This is a genomic window from Pararhizobium polonicum, assembly GCF_001687365.1.
Lineage (GTDB): Bacteria > Pseudomonadota > Alphaproteobacteria > Rhizobiales > Rhizobiaceae > Pararhizobium > Pararhizobium polonicum.
Map to the genome: position 1 here is coordinate 199386 of NZ_LGLV01000006.1, position 26621 is coordinate 226006.

Genomic DNA, 26621 nt, shown 5'->3' on the forward strand with positions numbered 1-26621 from the left:
TCTGTTGCCGCCCAACGGCGGTTCCCATGTCTTCTCAAAGGTGGCCGCGGCTGCCCAGGGCCTTGAGTTCCGCCATGATCGCGGCGTCTTCGTACCGTCCAGGCGTTAAAACCCTTGCATAGCTAGCGGTCGGCTTTCCGCCGATCCAGTCGGCGCAAAGTTCGCCGGTGACGCAGGCTGCCATGGTGCCAAATCCCGAAAGGGCACCGGCGACGAAGACGCCGGGCGTCTTTGTCGGCCCGACCAGCGGCCAGTTTTCTTCCGTCGTCGTATAATAGCCGCCATAATGGTGCGCGCCGCGGGGCAGGCGGCCGATGTAGTTCGCCAATCCCGGTTGCAGGCGGCTTGCCGCGCGAAGAACGATATCCGGAAACTGGCTATCGATCGGCTCCTCGCCATGCGGGTTGGAGGGCATGCTGTTGAATGCCCAGCCCAGCTTGACCCACTTTCCGTCTTCGGCGCCGTCCGGACGGCAGTGGATGCCACCATGCATAAATTCGGTCAGCTTTGCCGTTGCCGGGTCTTCCGCCAGGATATCGCGCTCTTCATCGGTCCATGCCAGCTTCTGGCCATCGAGGTCGATTGTGAAGGGCAGGTTGCGCGGCACGATCGCGTCACGATCTTCGAACGCAATTTTCTGCTGGTAGACACAGGATACGCCAAGCGTTTCGCCGAGCATCGCGGCCACGTCGTCGACATAAGGGCCGGCAGCGTTGACGATCCTATCCGCCTGCAGTTCCATGTATCCTTCAGCCGTCTTGACGGACAGCACGAACAGCGAACCGGTCTCGATCGCCTCAGCCTCACCGCGCAGGACGCGTCCGCCGTTCCCCTTGATATGCTCAAGCATATATTGCCCGAGCTGCTGCCCGCTGATGGAGCCGGCGCGACGGACATGCATTACAGTGGCGACGTCGTGTTCGAATGCGGGAAATGTCTTGCGGATGAGAGCTCTGTCACAGAGCACGTCTACACCAGAGGGAGCGTCTTCCCATTTCGCCGACAGCGGCGGCCGGTAGCTGGAATGCGGGCCGGCGCCTTCGTGGATGCGAATCGACAGTTCCGCATCAGCGCCGTAGCCGACGTAAAGGTCGTCGATCAGATCCTGCGGCTTTTGCCGGCGGGTGACCAGCGCATAACCCCGGCGCGTCATGTTGATGCGGTTGCCGGTGTTCTTGGAAATCTCTTCCAACAGCCGAATGCTGTCGTTTGTGAAGGCGGTCATCACGGGATGCGGCCACCAGTTGCGGTAGTTTTCGCCGGACTGGGCGGATGTCAGGCTCATTGGATCGCGCGGGTCGATAATGACGATGTCGCGATAGCCGTATTTGGTGTTCAGATAATAGGCGACGGCAATGCCGACGCTTCCCGCGCCGATCACGGCAATCTCAGCGGATGAATTAGAGGCAACCATCTTCCCGACTCCGTCCATATGCGATATTTGAATATTGCATACATTAATGTATTTATTTATACAATCTGCGTGGGCAAAAAGTTTGCGGCCTTCTCTTTCGAAGAGGATTTATGATGTATTCCGAAAAGCTTGAATTGTTGATCGACGGGGTTTGGGGGCAGGGTAGCAAATGCGCAACCGGCCCCTTGTTCAATCCAGCGGATGGAGCCGAGGTTGCTCGGGTTCCTCACGCGGAAAAAGACGATCTGGATCGGGCATTGGCCGGAGCGGACAGGGCCTTCAAGACCTGGAAAGCCACGACCGCCGTCTATCGCTGGGACATCCTCAGCAAGGCGGCCGATCTGATCGAGGTTCGCAAGCCGGGGATCGCCCGGACATTGACGATCGAGAACGGTAAGTCTTTGGTTGAGGCGACCGGCGAAATCCAGTTCTGCGCCGACGCGACGCGCTGGTATGCCGAGGAGGCAAAGCGCGCCTATGGCCGCATCATTCCGGCCCGCTCACCCGGCGTGCGGCAACTGGTGCTGAAGGAGCCGGTGGGGCCGGCGCTCGGGTTTGCGGCATGGAATTTCCCGGCCGGCAACGTGACGCTCAAAATCGCAGCTGCCCTGGCTGCTGGCTGCACGATTATCGTCAAACCAAGCGATGAAACCCCCGGGACCGCGGTTGCCATCGGTCGCTGCTTTCAGGATGCGGGCGTTCCTGCAGGCGCCTTGAACATCGTGTTCGGACCACCTGCACCGATCTCGGAACATCTGATCGCTTCACCGATTCCGCGGAAGGTTTCGCTGACCGGCTCTACGCCTGTCGGGAAGCTGCTTCAGCGCCTCGCTTCCGAAACGTTGAAGCGTTGCACGATGGAGCTCGGCGGCCATGCCCCGGTAATCGTTTTCGACGACGCCGACCTCGACAAGGCGCTCGACGTACTCATCGGAGCAAAATATCGTAATGCCGGTCAGGTCTGCACGTCGCCGACACGCTTTTACGTTCATGAAAATGTCTACGAGCGCTTTATCGAGGGCTTTGTTTGCCGGAGCCGGAAGGTTGTTGTCGGCAACGGGCTGGACCCTGACACGCAGATGGGGCCGCTGATTACCGAGCGCCGCCTCGACCTGATGGACGGTTACGTAAAGGACGCCGTCGATAAGGGAGCCTCGGTCGCATTGGGTGGTCACCGTCTGGATCGAGAAGGCTATTTCTACGCACCAACGGTTCTCCGCGATGTCTCCGACGATGCGATAGCGATGAGCGAAGAGCCTTTCGGACCAATCGCTCTTCTATCGTCTTTCAAGTCTGTCGACGAGGTGATCGCGCGCGCAAACTCCTTGCCCTTCGGTCTTGCAGCCTATGTGTTCACCAAGGATCTAGCAACGGCATCCAACCTCGGTGAGGTGCTCGAGGCAGGGGTTGTCGGTATCAATCACACGTCGGTTCACGAGGCTGAGACGCCGTTCGGCGGCGTAAATGAATCCGGTTACGGTGCGGAAAGCGGTATGGAAGGTTTCGACGCTTATCTTCGCACGAAAATGATCAGCGAAAAGCGAGTTTGATAAGCATTTGCTTTAAGTGAAGATTTCGTCGGTCGTGCCGTGATGGGCTCGGCCGACATTGTAGTTGCTTCACAGTGACCGCGGAAGATTTTATACAATATTATATTGTATTATTATATTTCTCATGATTGTATCCATTTTGGCGCGCGGGGCGCTCTGACGGAGCCAAAACCTGCGGCGTCGTCACGTACAAAAAAGGGGAACAAGATGAACAGACGCACTCTTATCGGCGCAGTGTTTGCGACCATGGCCTTTGCGCACGCGGCAATGGCGCAGGACAAGCCTGTCGTTGTCGGTACCAGTATAGACTCCAAGCCGTTCGATTTTGCACAGGATGGAAAGTATGTCGGTTTCGACCAGGATCTGCTTGCCGAAATCGCCAAGGATGCGGGTTTCAAATACGAGATCACGCCGATGGACTTCGGGGCGTTGATCCCGGCCCTTCAGACGGCCAATATTGACTTGGCTATTTCAAGCATTTTCATGACCGATGCCCGCAAGAAGGTCGTCGATTTCTCCGACGTATATTACACAAGTGCTCTCGGCATCCTTGTTGCCGCAAATGACATGACGATCAAGTCCGGCGATGATCTCGCCGGTAAGAAGGTCGCGTCCGTCACCGGTGCTGCGGCGACGACCTGGCTTAAGGAACACGTCCCCACCGCGCAGGTCACGCTGTTTCCGCAGGTTACGAACATGTTCATGGAGCTCCAGGCTTCCCGCGCAGATGCCGTCGTTTATGACTATCCCTTTCTCGCCTACTTCGCTGCCACTGAAGGCGAGGGCAAGGTGACGGTTCTCGAGAGGCCGGTCGGTGACGGTATTCCCGTCGGTATCGCTTTCCCGAAGGGCAGCGCTCTGGTGGACAAGACGAATGCCGCACTGAAGACGATCAAGGCGGATGGACGTTACGACGCCATCTACAAGAAGTGGTTCGGCAAGCTTCCGGGCTGATCTCTGCGATCACGAATAGCTCAATCAGTACACAAGGGGAGTTCGCATGACCTTCGAATGGTCGGCAATTATTGACGCCCTTCCCGCATTGCTGCGCGGCGCGGCCGTAACTGTCATGGTTGCGGCTGCGTCGCTTCTCGCGGGAATGGTCCTGGGGACGATTGTTGGTGTGGCGAGAACCTACGCGCCGCGGCCGGTCTCCCTCAGCTTGCAAATTTACATCGGCCTGATCCGGGGGACACCGATGGTCGTGCAGATCATGTTCATCTATTTCGCATTGCCATCCTTGCTCGGGATCAAGCTGACGGCTCTGACGGCCGGGATGATTGCGTTGACAGTGAATTCGTCGGCCTATCTGGCGGAGATCGTTCGCGGGGGCTTTATGGCCGTGCCGATCGGCCTACGCGAGGCCGGACTGGCAATGGGCTTACCGCTTCACAGAGTCCTCCTTTACATCATTGGGCCGGTTGCCTTCAGGCGCATGGTTCCGGCATTGGGAAATCAGTTCATCATCGGGCTGAAGGACACTTCGCTGTTGATTGTCATCGGTGTTGCCGAACTGACCCGGACAGGTCAGGAGATCATGACGGAGAACTATCGGGCCGTGGAAATCTGGGCCGCTGTCGGCGTCATTTATCTCGTCATCATCAGCATCATGGCAATCACCTTCCGCGTGATCGAAAAACGGATTCAAATGACATGAGCATCGTGGAATTTCGAAAGGTCGTAAAAAGTTACGGCAACCTCGATGTCTTGAAGGCGGTCGATCTGGCGATAGACAAGGGTGAAATTGTTTTCCTGATCGGGCCTTCTGGGTCGGGCAAGTCCACTCTACTGCGCTGTATCAACGTGCTTGAGACCATTCAAAGTGGTGACCTGATCGTTGATGGTCTCAGTGCCAAGGGAACCAGCGCGGAAATCCGTCAGATCCGGCTCGAAGCTGGGATGGTATTCCAGCAGTTCAATCTTTTTCCGCACATGACAGCACTCGAAAACGTCATGTTCGGACCGTTGAAGGTGAGACGGTCGGGAAAGGTGGAGGCAGAGGCAATCGCCAGGGATCTGCTGGCGAAAGTCGGGCTGTCAGAACGGGCAGGGCATTACCCGAGCCAGTTGTCGGGCGGCCAGCAACAGCGCGTGGCAATCGCAAGATCGCTCGCGGTACGGCCGAAGCTGATGCTCTTCGACGAGCCGACATCTGCGCTCGACCCTGAGCTTCGACACGAGGTTCTTCAGGTGATGCGCCAACTGGCGGATGAAGGTATGACGATGGTCGTCGTCACCCATGAAATCGGCTTTGCCCGCGACGTGGGTAGCCGTCTGCTCTTCATCGACAAAGGCCATATCCTGCACGACGGTGACCCTAAGGAACTGCTCGCCAATCCCCCCAGCGAGCGCCTTGCCGGTTTCCTCCAGCACATCCGCTAACCCGCACTTGGATGTGCTGGCGATCCGGCTGCGTTGAGCCGTCGGTCACTGCCATCGCCGATCCAGATGACACCGAGCGCACGCATCTGATTGCGTGTGCCGATAGATTGGAAATGAAGTGCCCGCGCCGCAGACACACCATGCATTTGCAGTTTTGAGCGTGTTTGCAGCGCTTTCATGTTCGGCACTCGGAGCGGCTTATGCAAAATCGCTGTTTCCGATGATCGGACCTGAAGGAGTGACCGCCTTCAGGGTCGGCGTTGCGGCATTGTTGCTAGCGCCGATTGGCCGGCCTTGGCGCCGGCGGCTTCCCGATGTTTCGCTGACATCCGTCATCGGGTACGGCATTGCGCTCGGTCTTATGAATATCCTAATCTATCAGGCCTTTTCCCGGCTACCTCTGGGCATCGCAATGGGAATAGAGGTCCTTGGGCCATTGATGGTGGCGCTGATCTATTCGAAAAGTCGCCTCGATCTCATCTGGGTCGCGAGTGCGTTCGTCGGCCTGTTTCTGCTCTTGCCGATAGCGGTTTCAAGCGATCTGGATCCGCTTGGCTTGCTTTTTGCCGGTGGCGCCGCGATCTGCTGGGCCTGCTATATCCTGCTTGGGCGCATGGTCGCACCGCTCGGGCCGACGCAAGCAGTGTCGCTTGGGATGGCAGTTGCGGCGACATTCGCCGTGCCCTTTGGTATTTACGGCTCCATCGGAACCTTTCTGGACGGAAAAGTGATCGCCATCGGTGTTTCTGTCGCCATCCTCTCGAGTGCGATCCCTTATCTACTCGAAATGTTTGCCTTTCGGCATTTGTCCTCCGGTGTTGCGGGCATATTTCTAAGCGCCGCTCCCGGCATAGTCGCGGTGATCGGTCTATTGGTCCTCGGTGAGCGACTTACGAGTTCCCAGGTGCTTTCGTTGGTGTTGATCATGGGTGCCACTGCCGGATGTGCAATTTTCTCTGGCCGGCCGCATCAAATTTGAATAAATTATGGAAATATATTATTTAATATTCGACTCAATGTATAAGGTATGGTGGTGAGCAAGATTGTAGTGCAGCGTCGTCCGGCTCCGGAACTGGTCAGAGATGGCTTGCGGGAGGCCATACACAGCGGCGCGATAGCCGAAGGAGCCCAGCTGCGCCAGGACCAATTGGCCGAGCAGTTCGGGACGAGTCGGATCCCAGTCAGGGAAGCGCTTCGACAGCTGGAAGCGGAAGGGCTAGTCAAGATCGAGCCGAATCGTGGTGCTGTTGTCGTCAGCCTGTCGATCGACGATATCCTGGACATGCTCGACATCCGGATAGCACTTGAGTGCTACGCTCTGAGGCTTGCCATTCCGCAAATGGCGGAAGAGGATCTCCACCTCGCACAAACCATTCTCGAAAACTACAACGGCGAGCCCAACCCGGAAAGCTGGGGCATTATGAACTGGCAGTTCCACTGGGCGATTTACGCCCCCTGCCACCGCCCTCGCTTGTTGGGGATGATCGAAGCCAACTACGGGCATGTCAACCGGTTCGTGCGTACACAGGTTTCTTTGGCAGTTGGCAAGGAAAGGCCGAGGCAGGAGCATGAACTGCTTCTAACTCTCTGTCGCGATGGTGATATAGACCACGCTGCCGATCTGCTTCAGACGCATATCGAGCAGACAAAGAGGTCCATGCGGGCCAGCCGGCGCCATCGGGCCTAATCATATCGTGGGCCGACGGCGATGATGTCGCCGATTGCAACACCGTTGCGGCGGGCATTGCCGAGCCGTTTTATTTGGCGAAAGACAGACTACATGGGATGCATTTTTCCACCGATTATCGTCATTTTGATTTGACAAATTTATCCAAACTAATACGATCGTATCCAATCTGGAGCGTATGCCGATATCAACGGCGCTCGTCGATGATGATCCCGAAGCTTTCAGCCTTTAGGGTTTTGTCCAAGACAAAGGGTTCAGGTATTGAACTACGGCTATATTATTGTCGGCGCCGGCTCTGCCGGCTGCATCCTCGCCGCACGATTGAGCGAGGATCCAGCTGTGAAGGTCCTGCTGGTCGAAGCGGGCGGTTCGGATCGCAGCCTGATTATCAACATGCCAGCGGCGCTGCCATTCGTCTATCAGAAGGCGAAACTCGGCTGGGGCTACCAGTCCGGTCCGGAGCCGCATCTTGACGGCCGCACCATCGATGAAAAGCGTGGTCGGGTGATCGGTGGATCCTCGTCCATCAATGCAATGATCTACAATCGCGGCAATCCTATGGATTTCGACGGCTGGGCCGAAGATGGCCTGCCGGACTGGAGCTTTTCTCACTGCCTGCCGTATTTCCGTCGGATGGAAACGTTCGGCGGTGGTGCCGACCCGTGGCGCGGTGGCGACGGGCCGATGCACATCTCGCGCTGCAAGGCCGAGCATAAGCTGTACGACGCATTCCTGCGCGGTGGCGAGCAGGCCGGCTTCCCGGTCACGCCGGATCATAACGGTTATCAGCAGGAAGGGCTGCACGTCGCGCAGTCCTTTATCCGTGATGGTCAGAGGTGGTCGAGCGCCAAGGGGTATCTGCACCCAGCTGGCAACAGGCCCAACCTTACCGTGTTGTCGAATACGCTGGTCAATAAAATTGTGATCGAGAATGGTGCCGCCGTCGGTATAGAGATCGTCTCGGGCGGTGAGGCGCGCGTGGTCATGTGCGATCGCGAGGTCGTCCTGTCTGCCGGCGCGTTCAACACACCGCAGCTTCTGATGCTGTCCGGCGTCGGCGATCCGGACGAACTGCGCCGTCATGGCATAGATCTCAAGGCAGAGGCTCGACAGGTTGGCCGCAACCTGGAAAACCATCCGGGCGTCAATGTGCAGTATGCGACCAATTATGAGGACTCGCTGGTTTCAGAACTCAATCTGTTCGGTCAGGCAAAGTTGGGTGCACAATGGCTGCTGACCAAAAAGGGGCTCGGCGCAACGAACTTCTTCGAGACTGGCGCATTCCTGCGGACCCGCGACGATCTGGCGTTTCCGAACATGCAGTTCGAGTTTCTGCCGCTTACCCGCTACGTGAATAACGGCAAGCTTGTCGCCATCCCGGGCTTCCAGTTCTGGATGGATCTTTCACGCCCTGAAAGCCGCGGGTCCGTGACGCTCAGATCGGCCAATCCCTCCGAGGCACCGTCGATCGTCTTTAATCACCTCGCTTCGCGGCAGGATCTCAAAGATCTGGTCGCTGGCGTCAGGCTTGCCAGAAACCTGATCAGCCAGCCAGCTTGGGATAAGTTCAGAGGCAAGGAGCTTGCACCTGGACTGGACGCGCAAAGTGACGCCGATCTGGAACGCTTTGTGAAGGCAAACCTGGGGTCGTCCTACCATCCGGCGGGAACATGCAGAATGGGGGCGGATGATGACGCGGTCGTGGATAGTGAGGCTAGGGTCAAGGCGGTCCGTCGCATGCGCATCGTCGACGCCTCAATCATGCCACGCGTTGTCACCGCCAACCTCAGCGCCGCAATCATGATGATGGCTGAAAAACTGTCGGACAAGATTGTCGGCAAGACAGCGCTGGCACCGTCCGAAGCCGGTTATTACCGGGCGCCGTGAGCGCCATCGTACATTGTAAAATCAGCAGATTTGGGAACGCATCATGAAAGTTCTGGTCACCGTCAAGCGGGTCGTCGATTACAACGTGAAGATCCGGGTCAAGCCGGATGGCACGGGTGTTGAGCTTGCCAATGTGAAGATGTCGATGAACCCGTTCGACGAGATTTCGGTCGAGGAAGCGCTGCGGCTGAAGGAAGCCGGCAAGGCTTCGGAAGTGGTCGTGGTTTCGGTTGGTCCGGCGAAGGCTGAAGAGACGCTGCGCACGGCGCTGGCCATGGGCGCCGACCGGGCGATCCTGGTCGAAACCGACGATGCGGTCGAGCCGCTCGCTGTCGCCAAGATTATCAAGGGTGTGGCCGAGGCTGAACAGCCGGGCCTGATCATCGTCGGCAAGCAGGCGATCGATGACGATAGCAACCAGACCGGCCAGATGCTGTCGGCGCTGCTCGGCTGGGCGCAGGGCACCTTTGCTTCCAAGATCGAGATCGGTGACGGCAAGGCTGCAGTGACCCGCGAAGTCGATGGCGGCCTGCAGACCATCGAGATCAAGCTTCCGGCCGTCGTGACGACGGATCTGCGCCTGAACGAGCCGCGCTATGCCTCGCTGCCCAACATCATGAAGGCGAAGAAGAAGCCGCTCGACAAGAAGACCCCGGCCGATTTCGGCGTCGATACCGCTGCCCGCCTCAAGGTGCTGAAGACCGAGGAACCGGGTGGCCGCAAGGCCGGCATCAAGGTCAAGACGGTGGCCGAACTGGTCGACAAGCTGAAAAACGAAGCCGGCGTGCTTTAAGAGTCCAGGAAAAGGGAGACACACATCATGGCCATTCTTCTTCTGGCTGACCACGACAACGCAACACTGTCCGACCAGACCGCCAAGGCCCTGACGGCCGCCCAGAAAATCGGCGGCGACGTCCACATTCTGGTTGCCGGCAAGGGCGCCAAGGCTGCTGCCGATGCGGCTGCCAAGCTGTCCGGCGTATCCAAGGTCCTGCTTGCCGACAGCGACGATCTTGCCAACAACCTCGCAGAGCCGTTGGCAGCCCTGATCGTTTCGCTGGCCGGCGGCTACGACACCATCATCGCGGCGGCCACCTCGGTCGGCAAGAACGTTCTGCCGCGCGTCGCAGCGCTGCTCGACATCGCCCAGATCTCGGAAATCACCGAAGTCGTCTCATCCGACACGTTCAAGCGTCCGATCTATGCCGGCAACGCCATCCAGACGGTGCAGACATCCGAGCCCAAGAAGGTCATCACCGTGCGCACGGCATCCTTCGCCTCTGCTGGCGAAGGCGGCTCGGCCTCGATCGAGGCCATTTCGGCGGCTGCAAACCCCGGCCTGTCGAGCTTCGTCAAGGACGCCCTGTCGTCGTCGGATCGTCCGGAACTGACCTCCGCCAAGATCATCATCTCCGGCGGCCGTGCACTCGGTTCGTCCGAGAAGTTCCAGGAAGTCATTCTGCCGGTCGCCGACAAGCTGGGTGCCGCCGTCGGCGCCTCGCGCGCCGCCGTCGATGCGGGCTATGCGCCGAACGACTGGCAGGTCGGCCAGACCGGCAAGGTCGTTGCCCCGCAGCTCTATATCGCGGTCGGCATTTCCGGCGCCATCCAGCATCTGGCCGGCATGAAGGACAGTAAGGTCATCGTCGCCATCAACAAGGACGAAGAGGCCCCGATCTTCCAGGTCGCAGACTACGGTCTCGTCGGTGATCTCTTCGACATCCTCCCGGAACTTGAAAAGGGGATATAACCTCTTGGAAACATGCCTGCTCGGCGCGCCTTTGCCGCAGCAAAAAGGTCCTCTTCAAGGACAAACAGTGGCGCAGCCTGATGTCCGCCGCCTATGAGGGAAACCCAACATGTCGCATATAGTTCTTGTCGGCGCTGGAAATATGGGCTTTGCCCTGCTGAATACCTGGTCGACGATGATGGAACACAGTTTCTCCTGCATCGAGCCCAACCAGACTCTGCGGGACCGAGCCGCCGCTCTGGGCGTCAACGCCTATGGTACACCTGACGAATTGCCCACCGATGTGCTCATCAATGTGCTGGTGATCGCCACGAAGCCACAGATGGTTGGCGATGCCGTGGCTCGCTATGCACCGAACCTCGCAGCCAATGCGCTACTCATTTCCGTTGCCGCAGGTATCAGCATCGATGCAATCGCCGCCCGCTCGGATCAGCCGGTCGCCATCATCCGCGCCATGCCGAATACGCCTGCGTCCATCGGTGAAGGGATGATTGTCTGTTGCTCGAGCCCTGAGGCGGCGACTGCCGATTTCAAGGCGATCGCTGAGCAATTGCTTTCCGCCGTCGGCCGTGTCGCGTTCGTCGATGACGAAGTCTTGATGGATGCGGTGACGGCTGTATCAGGCTCTGGGCCGGCCTATATCTTCCATTTCATCGAAGCGCTGTCTGCAGCCGCGACCGAAGCGGGGCTGCCCGGCGAGCTTGCCATGCTGCTCGCCAAACAGACGGTGTACGGAGCGGCAAAGCTTGCAGTCGGGAGCAGCGAAGAGCCGTCGAAATTGCGGGAACAGGTGACGAGCCCGAACGGCACCACTGCCGCGGCGCTGAATGTGTTGATGTCCGAAACCGACGGCTTACGCAGCTTGATGAAAAACGCCGTTGGCGCGGCACAGAAGCGGTCGATTGAGCTCGGCAAATAAGGCCGAACATACGATGAAGTCATGCGCCTCCGGAGATGATGGCCAGGAACTCGTCTGAAGCCTTCGGGCATCTGCTGCTTGGTCGCCCAAGAGTAGGTGCCGGTGAGGTTGATGTGTTCCCAGCTAAGTGGCGGTGTGTGTTTGAGCAACTCATCAGAAATATTCCGGCCCGGTTGGCGCAGATGGGCGGTGATGCGGCTGCGACAGACGGTGTTTCAACGCACGATGGCGCTGACGGCGAGGTTGAGGCCGGAGGCACGGAATACCTGACTGTCAAAAGAGCCATAGATCTCAATACCAATGTTGAGATCGATGAGGGGCACGCCTTTTCCGGATCCCCCAGCAAGAGCGATCGCTTTATCGGTCGCCATGCCGCTGATTCCGTTTTGATCACTGCACCAGTTTTGCCTTCGAAATCTTTTAATGGGAGATAGACCCAGCCTTCCGCGCCGCTTGACACGCTCGCCAGGCGGGTCTCTCCGTCGGAACTCATCGGTGCCAGCGAAATTCATTTTTAATAGAATTTACAATTATCGTAATTACGCTATGCTGGCTTCAGTGATTGTAAGATTGAGGCCCCCATGACTTTGGTTCGCCCGACAACGGGACAGCTGTCCAAGCTGGCTCATTCCTTTGGTTTCAATATGTCTGATACCGAGGTGGAGCAATACCGCTTGGAGATGACGGCCGGGCTTGATGCCTACGATATTGTCGATGCCCTGGCTGAGATGACCGAGCCTACACCCTATGGTCGCGGCATCGGATACCGACCGGAGCCTTCGGACAACAGGTCGGGCGCCTGGGCGTGGAAGAGCCGGGTCGAAGGTGCAACAGCCGGCAAGCTGCGGGGCAAGACCATTGTCCTGAAGGACAATGTATCCTTGGCGGATACGCCCATGGCAAACGGATCGCATTTGCTGTCTGACTTCATTCCGGCAACGGATGCAACGGTGGTGAGGCGTATCCTGGATGCCGGCGGCACCATCCTTGGCAAGGCAACCTGCGAAAGCTATTGCATGTCCGGAGGCAGCCATACATCGCAGCCGGAGCCGGTACACAATCCATGGCGCCGGGGATATTCGGCCGGCGGTTCGTCGTCCGGGTGCGGCGCGCTGGTGGCTGCCGGCGAGGCGGATATGGCAATCGGTGGGGATCAGGGAGGATCCATCCGGATCCCGTCATCCTATTGCGGCATCTATGGAATGAAGCCAAGCTGGGGCCTTGTTCCCTATACGGGTATCATGCCAATTGAGGCGACAATCGACCATGCCGGGCCGATGACCGGTACCGTTGCCGACAACGCGCGCCTGCTTGATGTCATCGCCGGAGATGATGGTCTCGATCCGCGTCAGCGTGCGCCGGTCAAGGGCGATTATCTCGGCGCGCTTGACATGGGAGTAGTCGGCCTGCGGATCGCGATCGTTTCCGAGGGCTTTAGCGGGCCGACGATGCAGGACGATGTTGCCCGCAGGGTGCGGGAGGGCGCTGAACGGCTGGCGGCCCTTGGCGCCATCGTCACGGAGATCTCCATTCCCGAACATTTCACTGCGGCTGCCGTGTGGACGCCAATCGGTTCGGAAGGGCTGACGATGCAGATGATGATCGGCAACGGCATGGGCTTCAACTGGAAGGGGCGCTACGATGTCGGCTTGCTGGATGCTCATGCCCGCTGGCGGGATCGCGCCCAGGAGCTGCCGGCGACTTTGAAGCTGGCGATGCTGACCGGCGGCTGGGCAATCCATCAGCACAATGGTCGCTACTATGCCAAGGCGCAGAATCTCGCACGCCGTATCAAGGCGGCTTACGACGGTGCCCTTTCTTCCTTCGACCTTCTTTTGATGCCGACATTGCCGCGCGTCGCCTCGCCACTGCCGCCGCCGGATGCTCCGTTGTCGGAGATTATCCAGCGTGCTGCCGAGCTTAACGTCAATACATGTCCGTTCGACGTTACGGGGCATCCGGCGATGTCGATCCCTTGCGGGCTTTCGAATGGCCTGCCTGTCGGTATGATGCTGGTCGGCAAGAGCTTCGACGAGGCAACGATCTACCGTGCCGCGGCGGCATTTGAGGGGATCGGGGACTGGCGTCAATTCTGATCCGGACCTCGACCATCATCATTCTCCGCCGGTAGTCGGCGCTTTACCCAGCGAGCTCTCCAGCCATGCGCCCCCTCGATTTTCTGTCCATGGTCGGCATATGTCTGATCTGGGCCATCAATGCCGTACTCAGTCGCTACGTCATCGCTGTCGCTGGCGTACCGCCGATTTTCCTGTCGTCGTCCCGGTTTCTTCTGGCCGCTTTGGTCCTGTGGCCATTCCTGCGGCCCTTGCCTCGGCCGCTGACGCCCGTCGTGGCAACAGGACTATTGATGGGGGCAGGTCATTTCGGGTTGCTGCTGAGCGGATACGGATTGATCAGCGCGGCACTGGCGGCGATCCTGCTGCAGATCGGCGTGCCGATGACGGCGATCCTGTCGGCCTTGATACTCAAGGAGCGGATTAGCCTGCGCCGCATCATCGGAATCGCAATTGCGCTTGCGGGAACGATCGTCGTTTTATGGCGGCCGGGCGAGGTTTCCGCAGGGCTGGGCGCGAGCCTTGTATTGTTGGCTGCCGCATCGCTTGCGTTGGGCTCGGTGTTGCTCAAGGGTCTCGTCGGCATGACACCGCTGCGCATGCAGGCTTGGACCGCGACGACGTCCGTCCTGCCGCTTGCCTTTGCGTCCACGCTTCTCGAGCAGGGCCAATTCGCCAAAGTAAGTGCTCACGGGGTCGCCTTTGGCGGTCTCCTGCTTTTTTCTGCCCTCATCGTTACCGTGATCAGTCATACGGCTTATTACAGGCTTCTCAAGTCGTATGATGCCAGCGTGGTCTCGGCACTGACCTTGATGTTCCCATTGATGACGGTTGCACTCGGTATTCTTGTCCTCGAAGAGCAGACCACCTACAGTTTCTGGATTGGCACGGCGCTGGCGATTTTCGGCGTCGCCGTCATCCTGTTTCACCAGAAGAAAGCGCCTCTTGCCGTTGGTGTTTAGCGGTCGCCGTCTTTCAGCATGCTTTGGAGCAGCGCGCGCAACTGGCTGACCTGGTCAGGCCCGAGCCGGTCGACCAGCCCGCTGCGGGAGCCTTTCAATGCTTCCCGCAATTCGGCCAGTGTCCTGTGTCCCTTTACCGAAATGAAAATAAGCACCTTCCTGCGATCTGTCGGCTCTGGAGCACGATACACGTCGGCAGTCCCGACCATGCGATCGATGATCTTGGTCAGGCTCGCGGAATCAACAAACACGTCGTCGGCAAGCTCGCGCATCGATTGCCCGTCCTTGCGCTGTAGCGATTCCAGAATACGGTATTGCTCGATCGGCAGCCCCTTCGGCTTCAGCCGCAGATCGACCGCCTGCTTGTATTGCCAATTGATGCCTGAAATTAGCTCCATCAGCTCAGCGGATTCGCTGTCCGAAAGCAGTTCCATGCATTATCCTCCATTACGACTATCTCTTTTTCTACCTTCTGGCAGCCTGCGCTTCAAGCGGCAGTGCACGACTTTTGTTGCGGATCTTTTGGGCAGCGTGGTGAGTTTTGCTCAAAATCGAAGCAGAGCGCCTGGGATTGGGGCCTCATCAACTGGCACGATTTGTGCGTCGATTCGGCTGCGTGACAACGCGGGAGTATGAAAATGGCAGGTATTAAGATCGGTCTTTTGGTTCCGGAAGTTGGCCCGGCAGGCCTCTGGGCTCCATCCGCATGGGCGTGTGCAACGATGGCGGCGAGAGAGATAAACGAGCTCGGCGGCATGCTTGGCCGTTACGTCGATCTGGTGTCGATCGACGCTGGCACGACCGGGGCCAGCGCTGCCTGGGCCGCACGCAACGCGGTCGATATCGATGGTGTCGAGGCAATCGTCGGAATGTTTCCGAGCTACGCGCGTCAGCCGGTGATGCACTCGATCGGCGATGCCGTGCCTTTCATCTACACGCCACAGTTCGAAGGCCTTGCGGAGCATCCCAATCTCATCACGACGGGCGAAACATCGAGCGAACTGCTGGGGCCGACAATCGAGTGGCTGATGCAAAGCCGGAATGTTTCCCGCTTTTTCCTGTGTGGCAGCGACTATAACTGGCCACGTTCGTCTTTTGCGATTGCCAAGCGCATCATCCGTGATGCCGGTGGTACGGTGACGGGCGAAATCTATCGCCCTTTCGAGCATGATGACTACGACGATCTCTTCCACGCGATCCGAGAGACGCGCAGCGATGTCGTGCTGCCCCATTTTCTAGGCCTCGATGCGATCGAGTTCAACCGGGCATTCGCGCAAGCCGGTCTGAGCTCTCGCACCCTTCGTCTTGCCTCCGCCGTCGATGAGACCGTCATATACGGACTGGATGAAGACGCGACGGAAAACATGTACATCGCGTCTGCCTATTTCTCGGCCGTGCCTTCGCGAAACAACGGTGCATTTCTTGAACGCTATCACGGCATCTTCGGTGACAGCCCGCCACCGGCCAATGCGTATGGTCAATCCTGCTACGAAGGATTGCATTGCCTCGCCGGTCTCGTTGCAGCAGCCGGCACGACGGAAACGCGTCAGGTCCGCGCAGCCCTGGGCAGATCGCGGCAGACGAAATCGGCGCGCGGCCTTGATTCCGCACCGGTGACCGGTGGGCGCCATCCCATTCATATTGCCCGGGTCGATGGCTATGACATCCGCCTTGTCGAGGCAATGTGACGGCACTCTGAGCGAAGAGTAAAAAGTACTTGCATTTCCTATTATCGTAATTACAACTAAATCACTCGGCACGAAACGCTGGGCTGTCGGTTAGCGCGCGAGCGTGGCAGGCGCCTATCGCTCCGAGACGGCGCTACGCCTGCGCTGAAGCAGGTGAGGGAAAGGAAGCCTATGAGCCATACGCTCGAAGCCATCGATATCTCGAAGTCCTATGAAGGAGCGGCCGGTCCGGTGCAGATCCTGCATAAGATGAAGTTTCATGCGGACGCCAATGAATTCGTATCGTTCGTCGGGCCATCGGGATGCGGCAAGTCGACCCTTTTCAATATTATCACTGGTCTCTCAAGGCCTGACAGCGGTTCCATTCTGGTCGAGAGCCGCGAAACCACCGGTCATACCTCGTCGAAGATCGGCTATGTCCTCCAGAAGGATCTTCTCTTTCCGTGGCGCACAGTGATCGACAACGTCGTGCTTGGTCTTGAGATCGCCGGCGTTTCGAAAAAGGAAGCGCGAGAAAGGGCCAAGGTCCTGCTGCAGACCTACCGCATGGAAGGCTACGAGGACAAATATCCTTCCCAGATCTCAGGCGGCATGCGTCAGCGCGTGGCGCTGATGCGCACGATGATCACCGATCCACAAATCATTCTCATGGATGAATCCTACAAGGCGCTGGACTATCCCTTGAAGATCGCGCTCGAAAGCGAGCTGCTGAGTATCGTCAAGAAAGAGCGCAAGACGGTCGTGTTCATCACCCACGACATCGAAGAGGCGGTGACGATGTCGGATCGTGTCTATGTCATGAAGGCGCATCCCGGCGAGATAATCAACGAGATCAAGATCGATCTCGAGACGGACAGCCCGCTCATTCCCGAGCGCCGGATGTCCCGCCGCTTCAACGACTACTACGAGATGATCTGGCGCAACATCGGCGTTACGCCGGTACTCGCCTGAAAGACATGGTGATTTCATGAAAGCGATATCGGATACGGTTTCCGCGCCCGTTGCCCCCACCAGGCAATCGAGGGGCGAAACCACCTTCTTCAAGAGCGCGGCGACGCGACGCTATTTTCTGATCTTCCTGCAGATCACGATCGTTGTTGGTCTGCTCGCCTATTGGGAAATCGGTGCACGGACGGGTTACATCAGCCGCTTCCTGTTCTCCAGCCCAAGCCAGATCTGGGACGTGCTGGCGCAAAGGATGGAATCAGGCGAACTCTTCAATGATATTCTGACGACGACGGAAGAGACTCTGATCGGATTTGTGGTCGGCGCTATCGGTGGTTCGGTGCTCGGGTTGCTTCTTTGGTATTCTAAGTTCATCTCCGACCTTGCCGCCCCCTTCATCGCAGCGATCGGCTCCATTCCGGTATTGGCCATAGCGCCGATCACCATCATCTGGTTCGGCACGGAAATGTTGTCGAAAGTGATGATCGTCGCCTTTTCCTGCGTCGTCGTGTCGCTGACCACGTCCTATCGCGGCGCGCAGCGGACGGATCAGGACCTCATAAACCTGATGCGCTCCTTCAATGCATCCCGCTCGGCCATCTTCCGCAAGCTGGTCGTGCCGTCCTCGATGACATGGGTCGTGTCGGGTCTGAAACTCAACGTCGGCTTTGCGCTGATTGGCGCCATCGTCGCGGAATATATCTCTTCGGACGCTGGCGTCGGTCACATGATCCTGCTCGGCAGTTCCAACTTCGGAATGAACATCGTGCTCGCCGGCGTAGCCCTGGTGATGATCATGATGCTTGTCTTCAACGCCCTCATCAATCTCCTCGAACGCTTCATCCTCTCATGGGAAAGGAAATAACATGCGCATGGCATCTCTTCGGAAGACATTCGTGGCCACGACCATCGCCAGCCTTATCGCTGTCTCCGCTGCGTCGGCCGCCGATACGGAGGTTCGCATCAATCAGGCGTTCCAGTCGCTGCTTTATCTGCCGCTTTACGTCGCCCAGGAAAAGGGCTTCTTCAAGGAGCAGGGCCTGGATGTGAAGATCGCGACCGGCGGTGGCGGGGCGCAGTCATGGGCGGCCGTCATTGGTGGCTCCGCGGATTTCTCGATTCAGGACCCGATCTTTGTGCCAAAGAGCCGTGAAAACGGTGGCGACGGCGTGGTTGTTGCCGGTATCCAGGATGCACCGACCGTTTTCGTCATCGGCAAGAATGCGGCTTCTCTGCAGGACGACCTCAAGGGTTTTGCAGGCAAGCGGGTTATCACCAGCCCGGAGCCCGATACGACCTGGGCATTCATGAGCTATCTCATCAAGCAGCAGAAGCTCGAGGGTGTGAAGCTGGTTCATGTGTCGATTGGCAACGAAATCCCGGCCATCGTGAGCGATCGCGCCGATTATGCCTTGGCCGTCGAACCGCAGGTTACGCAGAGCATCCATCAGAACGGCCTGAGCTCGGTCTATTCGTTCTCTGCCAACAAGGACTGGTACCCCTTCGCCTTTTCCAGCCTGACGACGACGAAGGAATACATCGCCGAAAATCCGGAGGCTGCGCAGGGCGTCGTGACCGCTTTCGAAATGGCGTCGCGCTTTATCTACAAGAACTTTGACGAAACGGTTGATGTCGCGGCGAAGTACTTCCCCAACCTGCCGCGCGAGATCGTTGCCGAAGCCGTCAAGCGTGAGATCGATGCCAAGGGTTATCCCGAGAACGTTCTGGTATCGAAGAAGGCCTGGGACAACAATCTCAACATCGCCCTCTACGCCAAGAATGTGAAGGCCTATCCGTCGGAGGCGACATCCTACGAGAACAACGTCAACACGGAACTGGCGACGAAGGCCAAGGAAGCCGCCGACGCCAAGATGAAGTGAACTTTTGATCGGGTGAGGGAGGCTAAAGGCCTCTCTCATTCCCTGGAGCCTGTCATGCCCCTTTCTCTTGATGCCCGTATGCAGATGATCGGTCCTATCTCGCAGGATCATGCAGAGGCCGCCCGCCCGACCGTCGGGGCCTGGGCAGTGCGCGCTGAAAATCTCGCGGCCTTCTGCAACAGAACTTTGTCGCCGGAGACATCGCCAATCACCGCTTTCGTGTCATCCGAAGTTCTATGGCGCAAGCCTTCCTAAATACCGCCGGCAAAACAGACACGATACTTTTTGTGAGCTTCTTTCATGACCGATCTTTCTGACCTCTCGATCGTTGAGGCTGCCAAGGCTATTCGCAGCGGTGAAATTCTTCTGACGGATCTCGTCGCACACTGCCTCGACCACGAGGAGGCGACACGTGACCTTGTGGCGTTCAGCGACGTCTATCGCGACAGGGCCCTCGCCGTTGCCTCCGCCCATCAGGCGCTGCTTGACCACGGTTACGATCTGGGGCCGCTTCATGGCATTCCGGTCGCCGTCAAGGCGAACATCGCGGTCAAGGACGAGCCGATGACCGCCGGCAGCGCGGTCTTGAAAAATTACATCGCCGGCTCGGATGCGGATGTGTCCCAAAGACTGAAGCGTGCGGGTGCAATCATCATTGGCGCGACCAACATGCACGAATTTGCCTGGGGCGGAACGACATCAAATCCACATTTCGGGCAGTGCCGAAACCCCTGGGACAAGGCGCGTATCCCAGCGGGATCGAGCGGCGGCTCGGGCGCGGCGGTCGCAGCGGGTACTGTCATGGCCGCCCTTGGTACGGATACCGGTGGCTCCGTGCGCCTTCCCGCCTCCATGAACGGCGTGACCGGCCTGCGGCCCGGCGTTGGGCAGATCAGTACAAAAGGCGTGTTTCCACTGGCCTGGAGCATGGACACTGTGGGTCCGCTTGCGCGCAGCGCCGAAGATTGCCAGGCGGTGTTTTCTGTTCTGTCGCACCAAGCACGTCAGGTCGCCTGGGGAGCCAGATCGCTTAAAGGCGCGCGTATAGGCCTGATCGAGGGCTATGGATTTGAAAATCTGCAGCCTGATGTCGAGGCCGCGTTCCGGGCGCTTGTTAAAGCCTTTGAGGATATGGGCGCCATTATCGAGATCGTGGCAATCGATGGTCTTGATGTCGCTGTCGATGCGCAGGTGATCGTCGATGCCGCGGAGCCGAGTGCTGTTCATGCCCCGTGGCTGGCCGATAAAGCCGCCCAGTATGGAGAAGATGTCCGTATTTTGCTCCATGCCGGAATGACCTTCACCGCCGTGGAATATCTGCAGGCGCAGCGTTACCGCACCTATTTGCGCGATCAGATCGACCGCCATCTGAAAAATGTCGACGTTATCCTGACACCGACCCTGCCGTTCACCGCGCCGCTCATCGGGCAGGAGACGATCATGCTCGGCAATGTCGAGGAGAGCACGTTGACGGGCAATATGCGCTTTACCTGCATCCCCAGCCTGTCGGCGCTGCCGGCAATCAGCTTTCCGATCGGCGTCGATAGTCTCAACCTTCCGATCGGCGCACAGCTGATGGGCGGTGACGGTAGCGAAGAGCAGTTGATGCAACTCGTCGCTGATTTTCAGGCGGTGACGGAGTTTCACAGGATGAGGCCGCGGTAGTTTTCCGGTGGATGACTACTATCAGGATCATCTTTACGTTCGGCCCTTGAAAAGGGGGGCGTTGTCGGTTGTGTACCCTGGGGTCGTTACCTCGGCCCGCTCTAAATAGAGTTGATGTAGGCAGCTTTGTCGTTGGAATGTTGTTTTTGAGCATATTGCTCATTGCAGCACGCCGGCTTGCATATCTGCCGCTTCGCCGGAATCGTTCGTGTGGTCACCGCCGTTTCGCTTCTGTAATCGTCGCAAGCTTTGTTTCTGTCGTTTTGATTGACTGGGGTTGAAAATCGGGTTGCAGCGAAACTGAGGAGGATGCGATATGCCCAATCCTGGATATGGTGTTGTTAAAACCCTCAAGTCCGTTGGCTGGAAACGGTAGGACACTGGTATGAATTCAGTGCGTCGCGGCGTTCTTGCATTTCTGGGCGGACTTATCCTGGGAAAGCCATCTCTCGGGAGGGCGTCGAGCAGACAGCCGGCATTTGCGGTATTCCGTTCCAGTTACACACCGCGTCATGTGCTTTGTTTTCTTGGCGGAGAAGATGGTCTCGCAACGCTCCTGCAGAGCGCCCGCGCCGCCATCGGCCTGTTTGGTGATGATTTTTCCATTGATGAGGAGAGCTTGCAGAATGAGGCGGATGATCGGATGGAACGATCGTTCAATGTTTGCTGGGACCGCGTCGACCCCGATGCCTATCAGAAGACTGACGAAGACGCTGTCGCCGGGCATGGGGCTGTTCTGTACGTGCTTGGTCCGTCAATGACGGCGGAAACAACGGTAACGACCTCCGCAAAAGCCTTGATGTTCGTCCAATACATGCTTGATCACGGCGCAGTTGCCGCAAAGGGCGAGAGTGCCGGCGTAGCCCATGGAGTGCGGCGATGGAGAGAACTTTTTGAGCAGGCGCGCAGTGCGGCTGCGTCCAGTGATGTGTTGATGCTGGCGAGAGCCTGCCGTTTGGCCTTTGCGCGCCGGCCCATCGGCGATGATATCAAGGGGATGGACAGCGTCGGGTTTCATCTGGTTGGCTTGCCTGATGCGCTGGTCACCTTTGATGGAAAAGACGATCGGCAGCCGTCAACCAATGCCGAACAGCTCAAGGTTGCTGCTCTAATGGACGATCTCGCCGATGAAATGACACGGAAAGGTGTTGAAGCAGCCTTGGTGGCCCGTCATGCGGCTCTATCCGACGACACCCGGTATGAGGAAGATGAGTATAAATTCAATCCGTTCGGAGTGGTGAATATTCAGGTGAGAAAGCTTTGACGAGGAGGCATTTGAAACTTGCCCTCATTCTGGTGGCTATGATCGTCGGAGTTTCTTTTCCTGTTCCAACCTATCCAGAAATCCCTGAAGAATCGAACGAACCCGTCGTTGCGCTGAACGTCAGCGGTTCAGGGGAGCGCCTGCCCTAAATACGACGAGGGACTTGATGTGGCAGGCGTTGCTATCCGCCGCGCAAGCCAGATGGCAGGAAGACGCAAGATGCGATATGAGCAGCGCTATTGAGTCAGCCCGTAGGCATCCGAACGAGCTATGCCGGGGGAGAGGAGCAAAGTCGCGGGACTTCGGTTTCGATCGTTTTCAGGTCTTACATCTCGCTGTTTGTTAAACCCCACGGACATCGCGAGCACTGACCTGCCAAAGAGGCGCGAATACATTGAGTGATCTGCGAAATCTTCCCCTCCCAACGCTGCGAACGTTTGAAGCGACGGCACGCCACCAAAGTCTCTCGAAGGCTGCGGTTGAACTTCATCTGACCGACAGCGCCGTCAGTCATCAGTTACGCAGACTGGAAAGTGCGCTCGGCTACGATCTGTTCAGCCGGGCGGGCCGAGGCGTCGTGCTGACGGAGGCAGGCCAGGTCTTTGCCAAGACCGTCGCTACCGCGCTTCAGGACATTTTCGCGGCGGCCTTGCGGCTTTCGGAGGCGGGACAGGAGGGCGGCAAGCTCGATATAGCCTGTCCTCCGATGTTTGCGGGAGGGTGGCTCGCCAAGCACTTGAAGGATTTCTGCCAAGACCATCCGGGCGTGGAGTGCCATATCCGGCTTTCGGAAAATCAGCGGATTCATGAGATTGCCGATATCGACATCGGTATCCTGTTCGGCAGCGGTGGGTGGCCGGACAAGTGGTCCACGTTGCTGGCGCCCGTCAATATCACCCCGGTGTGCAGTCCCATGCTGTTCAACCGGATCGGCAAAACCATCACCAAGGTATCGGACCTGCAAGACGTGATGTTGCTGCACTGGGACGATGGTTCGGAGTGGCGGCGATGGCTGGCCGAGGCGGGTGCACAGGATCCGCTGACCTATTCGCGCGGCCTTTATTGCAGCGACCTTGGCATGGCCATCGATCTGGCCATCAACGGCACCGGTATGGCGCTGGTCAGCGATACGCTCTCGGCCTCTGATCTTGCTGCGGGAACCCTGCTCGCGCCATTCCCTTTTTCGATCGATGCGTTTGGTGGCTGGCATGTGCTGTGCAGTCCGGCAAGTTTGCAGCGGTCGAGTACCCGTCTTTTCCTGCGCTGGCTGCTCGGGCGTTTTGGCCGTGGTGCGGCTCTCGACACGGCGATTGCTCATCCGGCGGGCGGCCACCCGTGAGAATGCATCATATGAAGTCGCAATTCTCGCTGCCATCTCCTCAGATGGCTCACGGAATACATGATTTATTGTCATGTATTCCGTGAAAATTCATCAATTGCCGATTTTTCCATCATGTCCTTAATTGGCGCAACAAACAGGCAAAACGGCTGAGGCCTCCCGGCAAGGTCACCGTGATCTGCCGCAGATGCGCGTTGAGGACGAAGGATGGAAAAGCTCGCTGTCACCGGTATTCGCAAATCCTATGGTGATACGGAAGTGCTGAAAGGGGTCTCTCTTGCCGCCGGGGCTGGCGATGTCATCAGCGTCATCGGTGCCAGCGGTTCAGGCAAGAGCACCTTCCTGCGGTGCGTGAATTTTCTGGAACGTCCGAATGCGGGCAGCATCGTCATCGATGGCGAAATGTTGAAGACCGCGCCGGATCGTGATGGTCTTTTGAAGGCGAAGGACAAGGCGCAGCTCCAGCGGATCCGCAGCAAGCTGGCGATGGTGTTTCAGAATTTCTGCCTGTGGTCGCATATGTCCGTCATTTCCAATGTCATCGAGGCGCCGATGAGCGTGCTTGGTCTCTCGCGGGCTGATGCGATCGACCGTGCCAAGGCCAATCTTTCCAAGGTTGGTCTCGGGTATGACGTGCTGCACAAATATCCGTCCCACCTCTCCGGAGGCCAGCAGCAGCGTGTGGCGATCGCCCGCGCTCTTAGCATGGAACCCGACGTCATGCTGTTTGACGAGCCGACATCGGCGCTGGATCCCGAGCTTGTCAGCGAAGTGTTGAAGGTGATGCAGACCCTGGCCGATGAAGGCCGCACAATGATCGTCGTGACACACGAAATGGGGTTTGCCCGGCAAGCGTCGAGCAAAGTGGTCTTCCTACACAATGGTGCCATCGAGGAGCAGGGTTCTCCGGGCGAGATGTTTGCAAACGCCCGCAGTGAACGCTTGCAGCAATTCATGGCGGGCCGCCTCAAGCACTAACCAAATCCTTGCCGGCGGCCTCTCGCGACGGCCGGATCAGGGCACCACAAGAATACTATCAATCAACATCCAGAGGACAGAGATATGAAAATTACCGTCAAATCCATTCTTGCCGCCACGATGATCGCACTGATCTCGTCAGGATCCCATGCCGCCGACCAGATCAGGATTGCGACGGACGCCACGTTTCCGCCCTTCGAATCGATCGATGCCAGCGGCAAGCTCGTTGGCTACGATGTCGAACTGATGCAGGCGATATGCGAGGCCGCCAAATTGAACTGCGATATCTTCAATGCGGCCTGGGACGGCATGATCCCCGGTCTGATCGACGGCAAATACGATGCGTTGATCTCGCAGCTGACCGTCACCGAAAAGCGCCGTCAGGTGATTGCGTTTAGCGATATCTACGATCACCCGATCTTCCGCTTCATCGCCAAGAAGGGGGCAGCGTTCGATTTCACGCCGGAAGGGCTCGCAGGCAAGACAATTGCCGTGCAGACCGGAACGCCGATGGATGCCTATGTGACCAGCCATTATCCGAAGGCCACAATCAAGCGCTATGATACCGGCAGCGCGCCATATCTTGAACTGACGGCCGGCCGGGCCGATCTCCACATCAGCTATCAGGCGCAGATCACCCACAGCTTCCTCAATTCCGACAATGGCAAGGATTTCGAACTGACCGGTCCGCAACTGACTGGCAAGGACGCCAAGGAGTTTGGCGAAGGTGTCGCGATCGCCATCAACAGGAAGAATACGGATCTCGTCAGCGCGATTAACAAGGGTCTGGCGATCGTCCGTGAGAACGGCGCGCTTGCCGCGCTGAACGCCAAATATTTCGGCGAATAAAGCGGTCATGATTGCTGATTTCACGAGAACGATACTGGCAGCAGGGGTCACTACCCTGCTGCTGGCCTTCGCATCGCTTGTCCTTGCGACGTTGCTCGGGCTCGTGGCGGCCTATTGCAAGCTGTCGCGCAGCAGGTTTCTTCGCTCCGGTGCACAGGTTTACACCTTTGTCGTGCGCGGCATCCCCGATCTCGTGGTGATGCTGCTCGTCTATTACAGCCTGCCGTCGCTGCTCAACCAGCTGGCGGACAATGCCGATCTCGATATCCGTGTCGAGTTCTCACCGCTGTTTGCGGGCATTGTCACGCTTGGCCTGATCTTCGGGGCTTATATGACCGAGACTTTTAAGGCCGCTTTGATGAATATTCCCAAGGGGCAGATCGAGGCGGCCGTTGCCTATGGATTGCGCCCATGGCGCATCTTTACCCACATCGTCCTGCCGCAGATGATCCGGCTCGCCCTGCCAGGCTTCACCAACAATTGGCTTGTGCTTGTCAAGGCGACGGCACTCGTTTCGCTGATCGGCCTTCAGGACGTGATGTTCCGGGCCAAGGGTGCGGCGGAAGCGACGGGAAAACCCTTCACCTTCTATCTGGTCGCGGCAGGCTTCTATCTCACCGTCACCATCCTTTCGATGCTCGTTCTGATGCGGATTGCGCAACGTTTTGAGCGTGGCACACGGGAGCTTTCGCGGTGAACTGGGATATCATTGCCGAAAATCTCGGCCTCTATGCCAATGGTGCAAAACTGACGCTGCTCTTGACGGTGGCGTCGCTCGCCATTTCGTTTTTCCTCGCAGTGCCGCTGGCCTTTGCGCGCAACAGTCAATCGCGCGCTATTCGATATCCTGTCTTCCTTTACGCGCTGGTTTTTCGCGGTACGCCCCTGCTGGTGCAGCTCTTTCTCATCTATTTCGGCCTCGCTCAGTTCGAACTGGTTCGCGAGAGCGTTGTCTGGTCCTGGCTCTCAAGCCCGCTTGTCTGCGTGCTGATCGCGTTCGTTCTGAACACCACCGCCTACAGCACGGAAATTTTTGCCGGCGGACTGCGCCACATTCCGGTCGGTGAAGTCGAGGCCGCACGGGCCTACGGCATGTCGCCGCTGACGCGTGCGTGCCGTATTTTCATTCCGTCGATGCTGACGCGTTCGCTACCGCTCTACGGCAATGAAACGATCATGATGCTGCAGGCAACATCGCTTGCAAGCACCGTCACGCTGCTCGAGACCACCGGTGTCGCGCGCAACATCACGCTGACCTACTACATCCAGTTCGAACCCTATGCCACGGCGGCGGCCGTCTATCTCGTGCTGACATTTGTGCTGGTCGGCGCATTTCAGCTCATCGAGCGTCGATGGGCCGGTTATCTCGACCACCGGACCGGCTGAC

At 58.1% G+C, this 26621-nt stretch carries 26 protein-coding genes and 1 pseudogene; 24 read left to right on the forward strand and 3 right to left on the reverse strand.

Annotation, left to right across the window (positions count from 1 at the left end; genetic code table 11):
* Positions 1-34 precede the first annotated feature (34 nt).
* On the reverse strand, positions 35-1414 hold the full coding sequence (locus ADU59_RS09795) for an NAD(P)/FAD-dependent oxidoreductase (protein WP_068954132.1): 1380 nt from the start codon (positions 1412-1414) through the stop codon (positions 35-37).
* A 113-nt stretch (positions 1415-1527) separates the two neighbouring features.
* Between ADU59_RS09795 and ADU59_RS09800 the strand changes: the two genes are divergently transcribed.
* From ADU59_RS09800 to proC, 10 genes are all read left to right on the forward strand, one after another.
* Complete coding sequence (locus ADU59_RS09800) at positions 1528-2964, forward strand: NAD-dependent succinate-semialdehyde dehydrogenase (RefSeq protein WP_068953912.1); 1437 nt, start codon at positions 1528-1530, stop codon at positions 2962-2964.
* Positions 2965-3171: 207 nt separating this feature from the next.
* Entirely contained in the window at positions 3172-3918 is a 747-nt protein-coding gene (locus tag ADU59_RS09805; protein WP_068953913.1) for a transporter substrate-binding domain-containing protein, read from the forward strand.
* Positions 3919-3964: 46 nt separating this feature from the next.
* A complete protein-coding gene (locus ADU59_RS09810) occupies positions 3965-4621 on the forward strand; it encodes an ABC transporter permease subunit (RefSeq protein ID WP_068953914.1) in 657 nt (218 codons plus the stop codon).
* Positions 4618-5346, forward strand: coding sequence for a glutamine ABC transporter ATP-binding protein GlnQ (gene glnQ, locus ADU59_RS09815; RefSeq protein WP_099050792.1), 729 nt, complete (start codon positions 4618-4620; stop codon positions 5344-5346). The genes ADU59_RS09810 and glnQ overlap by 4 nt, the downstream gene beginning before the upstream one ends.
* Positions 5347-5464: 118 nt before the next feature.
* Complete coding sequence (locus ADU59_RS09820) at positions 5465-6325, forward strand: EamA family transporter (protein ID WP_068953915.1); 861 nt, start codon at positions 5465-5467, stop codon at positions 6323-6325.
* 48 nt (positions 6326-6373) lie between these two features.
* Positions 6374-7033 carry a GntR family transcriptional regulator gene (locus ADU59_RS09825; protein ID WP_068953916.1) on the forward strand — a complete coding sequence of 220 codons (660 nt, stop codon included), beginning with the start codon at positions 6374-6376 and terminating at the stop codon, positions 7031-7033.
* A gap of 261 nt (positions 7034-7294) precedes the next feature.
* A complete protein-coding gene (locus ADU59_RS09830) occupies positions 7295-8920 on the forward strand; it encodes a choline dehydrogenase (protein ID WP_068953917.1) in 1626 nt (541 codons plus the stop codon).
* Between the two features lie 43 nt (positions 8921-8963).
* Entirely contained in the window at positions 8964-9713 is a 750-nt protein-coding gene (locus tag ADU59_RS09835) for an electron transfer flavoprotein subunit beta/FixA family protein (RefSeq protein ID WP_068953918.1), read from the forward strand.
* 27 nt (positions 9714-9740) lie between these two features.
* A complete protein-coding gene (locus ADU59_RS09840) occupies positions 9741-10670 on the forward strand; it encodes an electron transfer flavoprotein subunit alpha/FixB family protein (protein ID WP_068953919.1) in 930 nt (309 codons plus the stop codon).
* Positions 10671-10779: 109 nt separating this feature from the next.
* Positions 10780-11589 (forward strand): pyrroline-5-carboxylate reductase, encoded by an 810-nt coding sequence (gene proC / locus ADU59_RS09845; protein WP_068953920.1) that lies wholly within the window; start codon positions 10780-10782, stop codon positions 11587-11589.
* Positions 11590-11618: 29 nt separating this feature from the next.
* Here the strand turns inward: proC and ADU59_RS29615 are convergent.
* A pseudogene (locus tag ADU59_RS29615) lies at positions 11619-11870 on the reverse strand (Tn3 family transposase); the annotation flags it as partial.
* 300 nt (positions 11871-12170) lie between these two features.
* Between ADU59_RS29615 and ADU59_RS09850 the strand changes: the two are divergent.
* Together ADU59_RS09850 and ADU59_RS09855 are read left to right on the forward strand one after the other, a co-directional pair.
* A complete protein-coding gene (locus tag ADU59_RS09850; protein ID WP_068953921.1) occupies positions 12171-13685 on the forward strand; it encodes an amidase in 1515 nt (504 codons plus the stop codon).
* Positions 13686-13750: 65 nt separating this feature from the next.
* Entirely contained in the window at positions 13751-14626 is an 876-nt protein-coding gene (locus ADU59_RS09855) for a DMT family transporter (RefSeq protein WP_068953922.1), read from the forward strand.
* Here the strand turns inward: ADU59_RS09855 and ADU59_RS09860 are convergent.
* Complete coding sequence (locus tag ADU59_RS09860; protein ID WP_068953923.1) at positions 14623-15060, reverse strand: MarR family winged helix-turn-helix transcriptional regulator; 438 nt, start codon at positions 15058-15060, stop codon at positions 14623-14625. The genes ADU59_RS09855 and ADU59_RS09860 overlap by 4 nt on opposite strands.
* Positions 15061-15264: 204 nt before the next feature.
* Here ADU59_RS09860 and ADU59_RS09865 point away from each other — a divergent pair, with 204 nt between their 5' ends.
* The 12 genes from ADU59_RS09865 (at position 15265) to ADU59_RS09920 (ending at position 26620) form a co-directional block, all read left to right on the forward strand.
* Positions 15265-16314, forward strand: coding sequence for a substrate-binding domain-containing protein (locus tag ADU59_RS09865; RefSeq protein ID WP_068953924.1), 1050 nt, complete (start codon positions 15265-15267; stop codon positions 16312-16314).
* A gap of 171 nt (positions 16315-16485) precedes the next feature.
* Positions 16486-17265, forward strand: a complete 780-nt coding sequence (locus ADU59_RS09870) for an ABC transporter ATP-binding protein (protein ID WP_068953925.1) — start codon at positions 16486-16488, stop codon at positions 17263-17265.
* A gap of 16 nt (positions 17266-17281) precedes the next feature.
* Positions 17282-18124, forward strand: a complete 843-nt coding sequence (locus tag ADU59_RS09875; RefSeq protein WP_099050793.1) for an ABC transporter permease — start codon at positions 17282-17284, stop codon at positions 18122-18124.
* Positions 18125-18131: 7 nt separating this feature from the next.
* Positions 18132-19139 carry an ABC transporter substrate-binding protein gene (locus ADU59_RS09880; protein ID WP_244506391.1) on the forward strand — a complete coding sequence of 336 codons (1008 nt, stop codon included), beginning with the start codon at positions 18132-18134 and terminating at the stop codon, positions 19137-19139.
* 300 nt (positions 19140-19439) lie between these two features.
* A complete protein-coding gene (locus ADU59_RS09890; protein WP_068953928.1) occupies positions 19440-20804 on the forward strand; it encodes an amidase in 1365 nt (454 codons plus the stop codon).
* A 385-nt stretch (positions 20805-21189) separates the two neighbouring features.
* Positions 21190-22068 carry a hypothetical protein gene (locus tag ADU59_RS09895; protein ID WP_068953929.1) on the forward strand — a complete coding sequence of 293 codons (879 nt, stop codon included), beginning with the start codon at positions 21190-21192 and terminating at the stop codon, positions 22066-22068.
* A gap of 11 nt (positions 22069-22079) precedes the next feature.
* The gene (locus ADU59_RS30605) at positions 22080-22217 is read left to right on the forward strand and encodes a hypothetical protein (protein WP_158515715.1); all 138 of its coding nucleotides are present in this window, start codon (positions 22080-22082) and stop codon (positions 22215-22217) included.
* Positions 22218-22462: 245 nt separating this feature from the next.
* On the forward strand, positions 22463-23407 hold the full coding sequence (locus ADU59_RS09900; protein WP_068953930.1) for a LysR substrate-binding domain-containing protein: 945 nt from the start codon (positions 22463-22465) through the stop codon (positions 23405-23407).
* 207 nt (positions 23408-23614) lie between these two features.
* Positions 23615-24385: an ABC transporter ATP-binding protein gene (locus ADU59_RS09905; RefSeq protein ID WP_068953931.1), complete on the forward strand. Its 771-nt coding sequence runs from the start codon at positions 23615-23617 to the stop codon at positions 24383-24385.
* Between the two features lie 84 nt (positions 24386-24469).
* Complete coding sequence (locus ADU59_RS09910) at positions 24470-25234, forward strand: transporter substrate-binding domain-containing protein (protein WP_068953932.1); 765 nt, start codon at positions 24470-24472, stop codon at positions 25232-25234.
* Positions 25235-25241: 7 nt separating this feature from the next.
* Entirely contained in the window at positions 25242-25931 is a 690-nt protein-coding gene (locus tag ADU59_RS09915) for an ABC transporter permease (RefSeq protein ID WP_068953933.1), read from the forward strand.
* Positions 25928-26620 (forward strand): ABC transporter permease, encoded by a 693-nt coding sequence (locus tag ADU59_RS09920; protein WP_068953934.1) that lies wholly within the window; start codon positions 25928-25930, stop codon positions 26618-26620. The genes ADU59_RS09915 and ADU59_RS09920 overlap by 4 nt, the downstream gene beginning before the upstream one ends.
* The last annotated feature ends 1 nt before the right edge of the window (position 26621 follow it).